Annotated in this window: 12 protein-coding genes and 1 pseudogene; 5 read left to right on the forward strand and 8 right to left on the reverse strand. The window is 71.5% G+C overall.

Going from position 1 to position 13,254, the window contains the following annotated elements:
• Together QMK30_RS34530 and QMK30_RS34535 are read right to left on the reverse strand one after the other, a co-directional pair.
• Window positions 1-277 (reverse strand): PhzF family phenazine biosynthesis isomerase (locus QMK30_RS34530; RefSeq protein ID WP_283522295.1); only part of this gene is annotated, 277 nt, incomplete at its 3' end.
• A gap of 43 nt (window positions 278-320) precedes the next feature.
• The gene (locus QMK30_RS34535; protein ID WP_283522296.1) at window positions 321-1,100 is read right to left on the reverse strand and encodes an SDR family oxidoreductase; all 780 of its coding nucleotides are present in this window, start codon (window positions 1,098-1,100) and stop codon (window positions 321-323) included.
• A gap of 98 nt (window positions 1,101-1,198) precedes the next feature.
• Here QMK30_RS34535 and QMK30_RS34540 point away from each other — a divergent pair, with 98 nt between their 5' ends.
• Complete coding sequence (locus QMK30_RS34540) at window positions 1,199-2,818, forward strand: alkaline phosphatase D family protein (protein WP_283522297.1); 1,620 nt, start codon at window positions 1,199-1,201, stop codon at window positions 2,816-2,818.
• A 13-nt stretch (window positions 2,819-2,831) separates the two neighbouring features.
• Here QMK30_RS34540 and QMK30_RS34545 read toward each other — a convergent pair whose 3' ends face one another.
• Window positions 2,832-3,836 (reverse strand): Gfo/Idh/MocA family protein, encoded by a 1,005-nt coding sequence (locus QMK30_RS34545; protein WP_283522298.1) that lies wholly within the window; start codon window positions 3,834-3,836, stop codon window positions 2,832-2,834.
• Between the two features lie 78 nt (window positions 3,837-3,914).
• On the opposite strand from QMK30_RS34545, the gene QMK30_RS34550 reads away from it, so the two are divergent.
• Window positions 3,915-5,201, forward strand: coding sequence for a Bcr/CflA family multidrug efflux MFS transporter (locus tag QMK30_RS34550; RefSeq protein ID WP_283522299.1), 1,287 nt, complete (start codon window positions 3,915-3,917; stop codon window positions 5,199-5,201).
• 53 nt (window positions 5,202-5,254) lie between these two features.
• Here QMK30_RS34550 and QMK30_RS34555 read toward each other — a convergent pair whose 3' ends face one another.
• On the reverse strand, window positions 5,255-6,544 hold the full coding sequence (locus tag QMK30_RS34555; RefSeq protein ID WP_283522300.1) for a hypothetical protein: 1,290 nt from the start codon (window positions 6,542-6,544) through the stop codon (window positions 5,255-5,257).
• A 176-nt stretch (window positions 6,545-6,720) separates the two neighbouring features.
• Between QMK30_RS34555 and QMK30_RS34560 the strand changes: the two genes are divergently transcribed.
• Window positions 6,721-7,734 carry a small ribosomal subunit Rsm22 family protein gene (locus QMK30_RS34560; RefSeq protein ID WP_283522301.1) on the forward strand — a complete coding sequence of 338 codons (1,014 nt, stop codon included), beginning with the start codon at window positions 6,721-6,723 and terminating at the stop codon, window positions 7,732-7,734.
• 64 nt (window positions 7,735-7,798) lie between these two features.
• Here QMK30_RS34560 and ddaH read toward each other — a convergent pair whose 3' ends face one another.
• On the reverse strand, window positions 7,799-8,644 hold the full coding sequence (gene ddaH, locus QMK30_RS34565) for a dimethylargininase (protein WP_349362144.1): 846 nt from the start codon (window positions 8,642-8,644) through the stop codon (window positions 7,799-7,801).
• A 200-nt stretch (window positions 8,645-8,844) separates the two neighbouring features.
• Between ddaH and QMK30_RS34570 the strand changes: the two genes are divergently transcribed.
• The gene (locus QMK30_RS34570) at window positions 8,845-9,459 is read left to right on the forward strand and encodes a TetR/AcrR family transcriptional regulator (RefSeq protein ID WP_283522324.1); all 615 of its coding nucleotides are present in this window, start codon (window positions 8,845-8,847) and stop codon (window positions 9,457-9,459) included.
• A 147-nt stretch (window positions 9,460-9,606) separates the two neighbouring features.
• Here QMK30_RS34570 and QMK30_RS34575 read toward each other — a convergent pair.
• A pseudogene (locus QMK30_RS34575) lies at window positions 9,607-10,431 on the reverse strand (glycerophosphodiester phosphodiesterase); the annotation flags it as partial.
• Window positions 10,432-10,461: 30 nt separating this feature from the next.
• Here QMK30_RS34575 and QMK30_RS34580 point away from each other — a divergent pair.
• Complete coding sequence (locus QMK30_RS34580) at window positions 10,462-11,226, forward strand: bifunctional DNA primase/polymerase (protein WP_283522303.1); 765 nt, start codon at window positions 10,462-10,464, stop codon at window positions 11,224-11,226.
• 155 nt (window positions 11,227-11,381) lie between these two features.
• On the opposite strand, the gene QMK30_RS34585 is transcribed toward QMK30_RS34580, so the two are convergent.
• Together QMK30_RS34585 and efeU are read right to left on the reverse strand one after the other, a co-directional pair.
• A complete protein-coding gene (locus QMK30_RS34585; RefSeq protein ID WP_283522325.1) occupies window positions 11,382-12,317 on the reverse strand; it encodes an SCO2278 family lipoprotein in 936 nt (311 codons plus the stop codon).
• A complete protein-coding gene (gene efeU, locus QMK30_RS34590; RefSeq protein WP_283522304.1) occupies window positions 12,250-13,245 on the reverse strand; it encodes an iron uptake transporter permease EfeU in 996 nt (331 codons plus the stop codon). Before efeU ends, QMK30_RS34585 begins: the two co-directional genes overlap by 68 nt.
• Window positions 13,246-13,254 lie beyond the last annotated feature (9 nt).

The following is a 13,254-nucleotide window of genomic DNA, read 5'->3' on the forward strand; positions in this document are numbered from 1 at the left end:
CGCGGTCGGCGCGCGCGACGGCCGTCGCGACGGTGGCGTGGCCGCAGAACGGGACCTCGGCGAGGGGGCTGAAGTAGCGGACGGTGTAGGCGCGGCCGGGCTCCAGCTCCTCGGTGAGGAACGCCGTCTCGCTGTAGCCGAGCCCGGCGGCGATGGCGAGCATCTGCTTGTCGTCGAGCTTCGAGGCGTCCAGGACGACCCCGGCCGGATTGCCGCCCGCCGGGTCGCTGGAGAACGCGGTGTAGCGCAGCACTTCGGCATCGGTGAAGGAAGTCATAACGCGCCCAACCGCCTACGCGTCCAGAGTGTTCCCGGCCCGCTCAGCCCCGCCCCACGTACGGCATCGTTGTCGCCAGGACCGTCGCGAACTGCACATTCGCCTCAAGCGGCAGCTCCGCCATGTGCCGCACCGTGCGCGCCACGTCCCGCACGTCCATCACCGGTTCGGCCATCAGCTCGCCGTTTGCCTGCGGGATCCCCGTCTGCATCCGCTGCGTCATGTCGGTCGCCGCGTTGCCGATGTCGATCTGGCCGCACGCGATCCGGTACGGACGCCCGTCCAGCGACAGCGACTTGGTGAGGCCCGTCATCGCGTGCTTCGTCGTCGTGTACGCCACGGACCCCGGCCGGGGCGTGTGCGCCGAGATCGATCCGTTGTTGATGATCCGCCCGCCCTGCGGCGACTGCTCCTTCATCTGCCGGAAGGCGGCCTGCGCGCACAGGAAGGCGCCGGTGACGTTCACGTCGACGACCGAGCGCCACTCCTCGTATCCGATGTCCTCCAGCGGCACACCGCGCGGCCCGAACGTGCCCGCGTTGTTGAAGAGCAGGTCGAGCCGCCCGTACCGCTCGCGCACCGCGCCGAAGAGCGCGTCGACCTCGTCGGGACGCGACACATCGGTCCGTACGCACAAGGGCTCGCCCCCGGCGGACGCGGCCGTCCCCTCCAGCGCGTCGGCGCGCCGCCCCGCCAGCACCACCGACCAGCCCGCCGAGGCCAGCTCCAGTGCGACGGCCCGGCCGATGCCCGAGCCCGCTCCGGTCACGACAGCGACCCGCGACCGGTGAAACGGAGGGGTCTGCGGGGTTTCATGGCTCATGGACCCGCAGTGTACGTGACCCGTACACGTACACGAAAGCGGCGCGACGCCCGACGCCACTCCAATTCCTCTGACAACAGCCGTCAGTGGAGGGGCAGATGACCATCGCATCGCGCCACGAACAGGAACTCAGGGCCGCCGCACGGCACATCAACCGCCGCAGATTCCTCACCGTCACCGGGGCCGCCGCCGCGCTCGCCTTCGCGACGAACCTGCCCGGCACCGCCCAGGCCGCCGAGCTCGACGCCAGGAGGATCACCGAGGACCCGTTCACCCTGGGCGTCGCGTCCGGCGATCCGCTCCCCGGGTCCGTACTGCTGTGGACCAGGCTGGCCCCGAAGCCGTACGAGCCGGACAGCGGCCTGCCCAGGGCCCGGGTCGAAGTCAGCTGGGAGCTGGCCCTCGACGCGCGCTTCACCCGCGTGGTCAGGCGCGGCACGGTCACCGCGCACCCCGAGTTCCACCACAGCGTGCGCGCCGATGTCGGTGGGCTCGCCCCGGACCGCGTCTACCACTACCGCTTCCGCGCGGGCACCTGGATCAGCCCGGTCGGCCGCACCCGCACGGCGCCCGCCCCGGGCGCGCGGATCAACGACCTGAAGCTCGCGGCAGTCTCCTGCCAGGCCTACCACGACGGCTACTTCACCCCGTACAAGCACCTCGCCGACGAGGACCTCGACGTCGTCTTCCACCTGGGCGACTACCTCTACGAGTACGCCGTGAACGCGACCGGCGGCGCCCGCGCCTACACCGACCGCACACTGCCCGCCCTCTTCAACCGTGAGACGACCAGCCTGGAGGACTACCGGCTGCGGTACGCCCTCTACAAGTCCGACCCGGACCTGCGCGCCGCACACGCCGCGCACCCCTTCGTCGTCACCTGGGACGACCACGAGACGGAGAACAACTACGCGGGCGGCACCCCCGAGAACGACGTACCGCCCGAGGAGTTCCTGCTGCGCAGGGCCGCGGCGTACCGCGCGTACTGGGAGAACCAGCCGCTGCGCGCCCCGCAGCGGCCAGACGGCGCCGACATGCGGCTGTACCGGCGCCTGAGCTTCGGGCGGCTCGCGCAGTTCGACATCCTCGACACCCGCCAGTACCGGTCGAACCAGGCCTACGGCGACGGCTGGCAGCTCCCAGGCCCCGAGTCCGACGCCCCCTCCCGCACCATGATGGGCAAGGCACAGGAGCGCTGGCTGCTCAACGGCTGGCACGCGTCCCGAGCGCTGTGGAACGTCGTACCCCAGCAGGTCACCTTCGCCCGACGGCGCAGCGTGAACGACCCGAAGGTGAGCATGGACGCGTGGGACGGCTACCCGGCCGCGCGCACCCGCTTCCTCGACGGAGCGCGGGCCACCGGCGTAGAGAACCTGATGGTGCTCACCGGAGACGTGCACGTCTCGTACGCCTTCGACATCAAGCGCGACTTCGAGAACCCCGCCTCGCCCACCGTGGGCACCGAGCTCGTCACCACATCCGTCTCCAGCGGCAAGGACGGCGCGGACAGGCCCGCCAACTACGACCGGCTGATGCAGGGCAACGCGCACCTGAAGTTCTACAACGGCAGGCGCGGCTACACCCGCATCACGCTGGGCACCAAGGAGGCCCGCGCGGACTTCCGCACGGTGTCCACGGTCACCACACCGGGAGCACCCGTCACCACGGCGGCCTCACTCACCACCCAAGCGGGCAAGCCGGGCCTGGAACTCTCCTAGGGCTCCGGGCGGATCAGGGGCGGTGGATCTCCTCACCGGGAAAGCGGACGCCGATGCGGTCACGCACCGCGTCGAGCGTCCGCATCACCGCGAGACTCCCTGCCAGCGGTACCAATGGCGACTCCTTCTCACCCGCACGCAGACAACGCATCACCTCGGCGGCCTCGTACCGCAGACTGTGGCGATCGCCGTCCCCGGCGGTGAACTCCTTCGGCTCCCGTCCCTCCCGGTGCAGCACGAACCGCTCCGGATAGAAGAACCCGCGCTCGAACTCGACACGGCCACCGGTCCCGGTGACGGCCGCAGTGATCGGAGTGTCGGCGGTGATGGAACAGCTGAGAAGCGCCGTCGCACCGGAATCCCACCCGAGCAGCATGCCGGTGTTCAGATCGACGCCCTCGGGCGACAACAGTGCGTCCGCCTGTACGCGATCGGGCTCACCCAGCAACAACTGCGCGAAGGAAACCGGATACACACCGAGGTCAAGAAGCGCACCGCCACCCAACCCGCGATCCCTGAGCCGGTGTTCGGCAGCAAAGGGCCCACCCAGCCCGAAATCGGCGTGCACCGTGCGCACTTCACCGATCGCACCGTCCTTCACGATCTCCGCCAGCCGCCGGATGACCGGGTTGCAGTACATCCACATGGCCTCCATCAGGAAGCGGTCGTGCTGCCGCGCCAGGGCGACAAGCTCCTCGGCCTCGCCCGAGTTGAGCGTGAACGCCTTCTCGCACAGCACCGCCTTGCCCGCCGCCAGGCACAGCCCCGCGGCGGCCCGGTGCGCGGAGTGCGGACCCGCGACGTACACCACGTCGACATCCGGATCCGCCGCGAGCTCGGCCCAGCTGCCATAAGAGCGCGCTATCCCGAAGCGGTCCGCGAAGGCCTGCGCGGACGCCTCCGTACGCGACCCGACCGCGACGACCTCGGCATCGTCCATCTTCAGCAGCTCCGCCGTGAACGACGACGCGATCCCGCCCGTCGCCAGCACACCCCACCGCACGCGTGTCTTGTCCATCTCAGCCCCCAAGAAAAGGTCCCCACCACACCGGACGAGCTGAGAGCATAGATACAGATGCGACGACATGGAGAAGTGATGCCGGAGAGCGGCCAGACCGAGCAAGGACACATACCCGGGGCGGACGTCGAAACCAAGGCCGCGACCGGCTCCGCCACCACCGCCCGCCGTACGAGCCTGCTGGTCACCCTGGTGCTCGGCGGACTCACCGCGCTGCCGCCGCTCTCCATGGACATGTACCTCCCGGCGCTTCCCCAGGTCACCCGAGCCTTGGACTCGCCCGCCGCGACCGTGCAGCTCACCCTCACCGCCTGCCTGGCGGGCATGGCGCTCGGGCAGCTGGTCGTCGGCCCGATGAGCGACCGCTGGGGCCGTCGCCGTCCGCTGCTCCTCGGCATGATCGTGTACGTCGTCGCCACCGCGATCTGCGCCTTCGCGCCCTCCGCCGAACTCCTCATCGCCTTCCGGCTGCTCCAGGGTCTGGCCGGCGCCGCGGGCATCGTCATCGCCCGAGCAGTCGTACGTGACCTCTACGACGGCGTCGAGATGGCCCGCTTCTTCTCCACTCTCATGCTGATCTCCGGCGTGGCCCCGGTGATCGCCCCGGTCATCGGCGGCCAGGTGCTGCGGCTCACGGACTGGCGAGGCATCTTCGTCGTCCTGACCGTCATCGGCGTCCTGCTGACCCTCGTCGTATGGAAGTGGCTGCACGAGACGCTGCCGCCCGAGCGACGGCACGAGGGAGGCGTCAAGGTGGCTCTGCGCACGATGCGGGGCCTGCTCGTGGACCAGGTCTTCACCGGCTACGTCCTGGCGGGCGGCCTCGCCTTCGCCGCGCTCTTCGCCTACATCTCCGCGTCCCCGTTCGTGATCCAGGAGATCTACGGCGCCTCACCCCAGACCTTCAGCCTGCTCTTCGGCGTCAACTCGATCGGCCTGATCGCCGTGGGCCAGATCAACGGCAGGCTCCTGGTGGGCCGGGTCAGCATGGACAAGGTGCTCGCCTTCGGCCTGTCCGCGATCGTCCTCGCGTCCCTCGCGCTCCTCCTCATGACAACGGGAGTCTTCGGCAAGGTAGGCCTGCTCCCGATCGCGGCGGGCCTCTTCGTCCTGATGTCGGCGATGGGCCTGGCCATGCCGAACACCAACGCCCAGGCCCTGATGCGCACCCCGCACGCGGCGGGCTCAGCCTCGGCGCTCATCGGAACATCATCGTTCCTGATAGGGGCGATCGCCTCGCCCCTGGTGGGCATAGCAGGCGAGTCCACAGCAGTCCCCATGGCGATAGTCCAACTGACCTGCGCCCTGGCCTCACTGGGCTGCTTCCTCCTGCTCTGCCGCCCCTGGCAGAAGGCTTCGGTCTAGCGGGGGAGCAGCCCTCAGGCGCCCGGCCCGAGGCCCCGGCATCACACCTCCGGTCAGCCCCGCCGAGCATGCACGAACAAACAGGTCCGATTCTTCGGGTCCACCCACGCAAACACCCCCACCCCCGCCACCTCCGCATCCGGAACAGTCGTACTGCCCGGAAGCACAGCCGGAACACCAGTGGCGAGATCGACCCGCACAGGCACCCGCGCCCCCGTCATCCCGTAGGCGACCCCCGTGTCCGTGACCACCGTCAGGTCCAGCGGCTCAGTGCCGTCCGCGGCCTCGAAGCAGCGGCCCTTCCCGGTCTCCAGGTCGAAGCCCACCCGCCCGGCCACCAGGTAGCGCCCCTCGGGCGAGAGCACCGCCCGCGCACGCCTGCCCGACGCTATGGCCGGCTTGCGGCACTCGACCGTCGCCGTCGCCCGCCCGCCCGCCGCGTCGTGCACCGCCCAGGCCTCGAAGGCCGCCGCACCGGCGCCGCCCTTCTTCTGCCAGGTGGCGAGAATATGCCCGCCCGCCACCGAAATCGGCACGCCGGACGCCGCGTCCGCCCCGGCCGGCGCGGTCTTCCGGCTGTGCCAGCCGCCTCGTACCCAGAACTCCCGCCGCCCGCTCACCAGCAGCCCCTTGTCGGTCACCGTCCGCACCTCGGTCTGCACCCGGCAGTCCCGGCACCCCTTGGGAGCGTCGAGCGCCTTCGCGGCGACCCGTGAGACCCGGCCCGTGGCGGGGTCCACGACCGCGCTGTCCGCTCCGCCGTCGCTGACGAGGATGCCGGGTCCCGAACTGTCGACGGTGGGCACGCCACCCCAGGGCAGCTCGACCCGGCGCCGGGCGCCGTCCTCCACGGCGTACACATCAAGGACAACAGCGGCCTTCGCACCGCTCAGCGCATCGTCCCGCCCGACCACCTTCCCGAACGACCAGGTAACGAAGTACTCCCGCCCGTCCTTGCCGACGGGCAGCAGCCGGGGAAAGTGGCGCGGGTCGGACAGCGGCCGCCAGGCCTCGCTCTTCCACCGGGTCGCGCCGGACGCCGCGTCGACGGCCCGCAACCGGAACCGGTCGGCGGAGACCCGCTCGACGAGACCGATCCGGTCCGCGCCCCGGGCGATGGCGTACTCGGGCGAGGCACCACGAACCTGCCACCTCGGCGCGGCGTCGTACTCGGCGGGAACGGGCAACCGAACAGGGGGCTCGGCACTGCGCTTCGCGGGCTCCCGCGGCACCGCACCGGACCTGTCCTTGCCGCTGCCCCCACCGCAGGTGGCCAGCAGGACCAGCAGGCCGAGCACGATCACACCGGCCGCCAGAGCCACCCGTACGACCCGCTGTCCCATGGTCCCCCCGGTCATAGTCGAGCCCGCAGCCCAACAACTATCGCTCAGAACACAGCAGTTCACCGCCGGTTCCCGCAGGTCCACCCCACGGTCCACCCCATCCGCGCCCGCCCGGAACCGCCCCGCCAGGACCCACCCCGCACAGACCCCGCCCCCACCCCGCCTAGAATCGGCCGGTGAACTCCACCCTCCCCACCGCAGAAGCCCTGCGCACCGCCCTCGCCGGGCTTCTCGACGGGCTGCCGCCCAAGCAGGCCGCCCAGGCCGTCGAGCGGCTGATCGCCAGCTACCGGGGGACCACCCCCACCGACACCCCCGTGCTCCGCGACCGCTCCGACGTCGCCGCGTACGCCGCGTACCGGATGCCCGCGACCTTCGAGGCGGTGCGGTCCGTCCTCGCCGCGCTGCGCGCCGCCGCCCCGGACTGGACCCCGGCCACACATACGGACATCGGCGGCGGGACGGGGGCCGCCGGCTGGGCCGTCGCGGAGGCCTGGCCGGCGGGACCCGCGAGCACGGTCCTGGACTGGGCCGAGCCGGCCCTCGCCCTCGGCCGGGAACTGGCCGCCGCCTCCGATTCCCCCACCCTGCGCGCCACCGACTGGCAGCGCGCCCGCATCGGACCAGCGCTCCGTATCGAGAGCACCGATCTCGTCACCATCTCGTACGTCCTCAAGGAACTCACCCCCGAGGCCCGCGCGAGCGTCGTCGCGGAGGCCGCCCGCACGGCCCAGGCCGTGGTCGTTGTCGAGCCCGGCACACCCGACGGCTACCGCCGTGTCATCGAGGCCAGGGACCGGCTGCTCGCGGCCGGCCTGCGTATCGCCGCGCCCTGCCCGCACAGCGGCGCCTGCCCCATCACCGCGCTCAACGAGGAGGGCGGCAGCGACTGGTGCCACTTCTCGGCCCGGGTGAGCCGCTCCTCGCTGCACCGGCAGGTCAAGGGCGGCTCGCTCGCGTACGAGGACGAGAAGTTCAGCTATGTCGCGGCGGTCCGCTTCGACGCCGACCCGGTCGCGGCACGCATCGTCCGCAGGCCGCAGATCCGCAAGGGCATGGTCCAGCTGGAGCTCTGCACCACGCGTGACGGTCTCGCGCGCGAAACCGTCACCAAGAAGCGGCACGGCGACCTGTACCGCGCGGCGCGTGACATCGAGTGGGGCGGCGCGTGGCCGCCGGCGGCGGACTAGAGGGTGCCGAACAGCCGTACGGACCGGGCGGCTCGGGCCCGTACGGCTCATTCGGGAACGGCCGCTACCCGCGCAGCTCCTGCGTGCAGCACTTCACGCTGCCGCCCCCCTTGAGCAGCTCGCCGAGGTCCATCGCGACCGGCTCGAAGCCCCGCTCCCGCAGCGGCCCGAAGAGCCCGACCGCGCCCTGCGGCAGCAGCACATGGCGGCCGTCGCTCACCGCGTTCAGCCCGAGCGCCGCCGCATCCCCCTCCTGCGCGACGATCGCGTCGGGGAAGAGCCGGGCGAGGACGGCCCTGCTGCCCGGCGAGAACGCGCCCGGGTAGTACATGACCTCGTCCGTACGGTCGTCGAGCACGGCCAGCGCCGTGTCCAGGTGGTAGTAGCGCGGATCGACCAGATCCAGGCCGATCACGGGGCGCCCGAAGAACTCCTGTGCCTCGTCGTGCGAGAGCGGGCTGGAGCGGAAGCCGCGCCCGGCGAGGATCCAGGACGAGGTGAACGCGAAGTCGCCCTCGCCCTCGTTGATGTGCACGGGCTCCTGGACCTCGGTGAAGCCGTGCGCCCGGAACCACTCCAGGTGCGCCTCGGCCTCCAGGCTCCGTTCGGCATGGGCGAAGCGGGCGCCGAGCACCCGTCCGTCGACGACGCTGGCCCCGTTCGCTGCGAAGACCATGTCGGGCAGCCCCGGCCGGGGGGTCAGGAGCTCGACGGTATGGCCGAGGGAGCGGTAGCGGTCGCGCAGGACCTCCCACTGGGCGAGGGCCAGCGGCAGGTCGATCGGTTTGGCGGGGTCCATCCAGGGGTTGATGGAGTACGTCACCCTGAATTGCTCCGGGCGGCACATGAGATAGCGGCGGGGCGAAGCTTCACGAGGCAATGAGGGCTCCTCACGAGCGGCATGGGGCACCGAGTGTGCGTGACAGCCATGGTCCGCCGCGAGAGGGCGTCGCGCTGTGCACCGATCGGGTGGTTCACCCCTGGTCACCACTCACACTCGGTCACCACCCGCACCGGGGCGCCACCGCGCCGGATCGCCACTCACCCCGGGGCCCCACGCATCGCATCGCCGCGAGACGTGTCGTCTCGCACCGCTGCTAGATTGGCCCCATGGCAGAGACCAAGTCACCGGACTCCTCGCGCCGGAGCGAGCGCTCCCGCCGGGCGATCTACGACGCGGCCCTCTCGCTGGTCGGCGAGGTCGGTTACGGCAGCGCCACCATCGAGGGCATCGCGGCCCGCGCGGGCGTCGGCAAGCAGACGATCTACCGCTGGTGGCCGTCGAAGGCCGCCGTCCTGCTCGAAGCGTTCATCGACCTGGGCGACCGGGCCGCCGCCGCGGCGGGCGAGGGGGCGTACGAGATCCCGGACACCGGCGATCTCGCGGCCGACCTCAAGGCGGTCCTGCGCGCCACCGTGGACGAGCTCCTCGACCCCACGTACGAGGCGCCCAGCCGGGCGCTCACCGCGGCGGGGATCGTCGACCCCCAGCTGGGCGCCGAGTTCGTGGTCAAGCTTCTCGAACCGCAGCTCCAGCTGTACGTGAAGCGGCTGCGGGCGGCGCAGGTGGCGGGGGACGTGCGGGACGGCGTCGACCCGCGCATCGCCCTGGAGCTGCTGGTGGCGCCGCTCTCGCACCGCTGGCTGCTGCGGACGCTGCCGCTCAGCCACGCGTACGCCGACGCGGTCGTCGACTACGTCCTGGGCGGCCTGACCCCACGCTGACCCGGCCGCCGGGGCCCGCTCCGGACGGGCCGTCGCCCCGGCCGCCGGGGCCCGCGCGGAACGTGCCGCCGCCCCGCGCGCCAGCAGCGCGGGCGCGTCCGTGACGATCCCGTCGCAGCCCAGCCGCAGCGCCCGGTCTCGGGCCGCTGATGTGTTCACGGTGTGCGCCCACACCCGGGGGACACCGGACCGCACGGCGCGCCGCAGCACCGCGTCCGGCGCCCTGTGGTCGACGTCCAGCACATCGACGTACCCCTGCCAGGCGCCCGGGTCGTCGGTCCGCAGCTGCTTCGCCGAGCGCCACAACTGGGCCATCAGCCCGAGCCGGTGGGCCCGCAGGACCACCGAGGGCCGGTTGGAGTTGACGAAGACCGAGCGGCCCAGCTCCCGGTCGTGGATCGCGCCGGCCAGTGCCGGCAGGCTCCCGGGGTCCTTGGCCTCCAGGGACAGGACGATTTTCCCGCCGAGCCGGTCGAGGACGGCCGCGACCGTCGGCGGTCGCTCGTCGAGCTCGCCTCCGCGCAGCCGCACCTTCCGCCACTGCGAGGGAGTGAGTTCGCTCACGGGCCCCTTCGAGTGCGTCGTACGGTCCAGCGTCGCGTCGTGCAGCACCACCGGCGTCCCGTCGCTCAGCATCCGGGTGTCCACGTCCAGGACCTGCGCCGTGCCGCGCTTGTACGCCGAGACAAGCCCGGACATGCTGTTTTCGGCCACTTCGAGGGAACCGCCCCGGTGTGCGGTGTACAGGGGGCGAGGGAGCGGGCCCGCGGTCGCGGGACCCGGGTCGGCCTGCCCGTAACAGGGCAGGACCAGCGCGATCAGTGCGACCGCCGGCGGGGTGCGTGTGATCATGGCCGCCAGGGTAGGTCCACTTATCGGGACAAAGGCATCAATGACACCACCCTTGTGACATCGGCCCGCGTACCCCGGATGAGCACTGCGGCCACCTGAGGCGCAGGATGGTGGCAGCATGGAGAGCGCAACGCTGAGGTGAGGGGTTGAATGGGCGCCGATTTCGGCCGCTACGGCGGCACAGAGAGCAGGCCTTCGTTGGAGAGCAGGCTGCCCCAGTGGCTGCGCCGACGCCCCAAGGCGACCGACCCGGATGGCGCCGATCGTCAGACGCTGCTCCTGGCCGCCGCTGCCGCCGGTCTGCCACTCTCCCCGGCCGCGCACCCGGTGGGCTACCGATGTTCCTGCGACCGGGTCGGCTGCCCCACTCCGGCCAGACATCCCATTTCCTTCGCCTGGCAGACGCAGGCCACCACCGACCGCGCGCAGCTCACCCGCTGGGCCCAGAACCAGCCCCAGGCCAACTTCATCACCGCGACGGGCATGGTCAACGACGTGCTCGACGTCCCGCTCGAAGCGGGTCTGGGTGCGCTGGAGCGGCTGCTCGCGGCCGGCATCGAGGTGGGGCCGGTCGCCGAGTTCGGCGGCAGCAACGGTGACGCGCGCCTCCTCTTCTTCACCGCCACCCGGGGTACCCCGGAGGACGAGGACGAGTGGTGGCCGTGCGAGCTGGACTGCCACCCCGAGACGATGGACGCGCATCCGGGCCTGCGCTGGCACTGCCGCGGCAGCTACGTCCTGGTGCCGCCCGCGCAGCTGCCCGGCGGCCACGAGGTGAGCTGGGTGCGCGGTCCCGAGCACCCGCTGCCCGATCCGCTCACGCTGCTTGAGACGCTGACCGAGGCCTGTGCGCGATTCGTCGGCGAGGACGACCCGGAGGACCACCACGCGGTGGCCTGGCCACTGGGCCGCTGAGAGACCGAACGCTGCCCCCGCGCCGACGAACGGCGCGGGGGCTTTCGGCTACCCGAGCCTGTACTCGCGCACCCAAGCCCGCATCCCGGCCACCCGCGCACCCATGCGCATTTCCCACGCACCGTCGGCCGGCTGCCGGCTACGCCCCCCCCCGGCTACCCGCCCTTCGCCGCCGTGAGCCCCTGGATCTGGGCCAGTACCGCGACCAGCGGCTTGTCCGCGTCCTTCGGCGACACCTGCGCGAACTGGCTGGAGACGCGCTCCTTGGTGAGGCTGGTCCGCGCGGTGCCGGTCATCAGTGCCCGCACATCCGCGTTGAGCTCCAGCCGGACCCCCTTGGCCACGGTCTGCTGCTCGAACTGGCGGGTGGCGAAGAAGACCGCGGCCCCGCCGTCCTCGGTGGCCAGCCCCAGCGGCGCGTACATCCCGGTGTCCAGCCGCTGGTCGACGTACTGCACGGCGCGCCCCGGCCGCCGCGCCGTGGCCGCGCGGGTCTTGCGCAGTTCGGAGGTGTGCGGGCCTGGCGCGAAGCTCTCCGGCTCACCGTCCCGCAAGTACGCCGCGTACCGCTCGCTCAGATCCTCCGGCGCCAGGGCCAGGTCCGTCGCGTCCGCCACGACGGGCTCGGCGAAGCCGTCCTTGTCCTTCGCGAACCGCGGCACCTGGGCGTTGGTCAGGACCGACAGGTGGGACGCTTCCCACAGCTGGTTGGGGCCGCCCCGTACGAACACCAGCAGCCAGCGGGTGTCCAGCCGGCCGCCGTCCTCGTCGCGGTTGCTGTCGGTGTCCGCGACGAACCACCGCGGCCAGCCCGCCTTCTTGGGGACGGTGAACTTCGCGTCGGCCAGCTCCAGCGGCTGATGACGCGGATTGCCGTCCGGACTCTGTATCTGCCGCGCCTTCAGGCCGGCCTGGTTGATCGCGCCGAGCGGACCGGTGACCCGGCCCGCGTCGAGCGCCGGATCGTAGGCCTTGTCCGCCTTGTTGTAGGCGAGCGTGAAGTCCTTGAGCGCCTGCGCGGCCTCAGCCTCCGTCGCCGCCGGTACGATCTCCAGCTCGCCGTGCACGGTCACGCACCCGCTCGCCGTCATCGACAGCGCCGCCGCCGTCGCGATCGTCGCCGCCAGCCGCCCCAGCCTCAGCCTGCTCATGCGCTGCCTTCTGTGTCTTCGTGCCCACCGACGTCGTGCTCGTGCCCACCGACGTCCGGAACCCTACCGGGGACAGGAACAGCACAAGCGTCGGGACCAGGTACAGCGCCCACACCGTGACCTGGAGAACGGTCGGGTCGGGCTGGAAGTTGAAGACACCCTTCAGCAGGGTCCCGTACCAACTGTCCGGCGGGACAGTCGTGCTGATGTCGAACGCCTTGCTGTCGAGCCCGCCGACGAACCGCGCCTCCTGGAGGTCGTGCACGCCGTACGCGAGGACACCCGCGGCCACCACGACCAGCATGCCGCCGGTCCAGGTGAAGAACGTGGCCAGGTTGATCCGTACCGCGCCCTTGTAGAACAGCCAGCCCAGCACGATCGCGGTGGCGATACCGAGGAGCACACCCGTCAGCGGCGCCGAGGTGGAACCCGACTCCTCGGTGGCCGCCCGCACCGAAGCCCAGACGAACAGCGCCGTCTCCAGGCCCTCGCGCCCCACCGCGAGGAAGGCCGTCGCGACCAGCGCGCCGGTGCCCATCCGCAGGGCCGCGTCCAGCTTGCCGTGCAGCTCGGCCTTCAAGTGCCGTGCGGTGCGCCGCATCCAGAAGACCATCCAGGTCACCAGGCAGACCGCGATGATCGACAGGGAGCCGCCGAGCAGCTCCTGCGCCTCGAACGTCAGCTCCTGCGAGCCGAATTCGAGGCCGAAGCCGAACACGAGCGAGATGGCGACGGCCACCCCAATGCCGATCCAGACGGGGCGCAGCGCGTCGCGCCGCTCCGTCTTCACCAGATAGGCGATCAGGATGCAGACGACGAGGCTCGCTTCGAGGCCCTCGCGCAGACCGATCAGATAGTTGCCGAACACGGCGGGTCT

The organism is Streptomyces sp. H27-C3, from assembly GCF_030063415.1.
Lineage (GTDB): Bacteria > Actinomycetota > Actinomycetes > Streptomycetales > Streptomycetaceae > Streptomyces.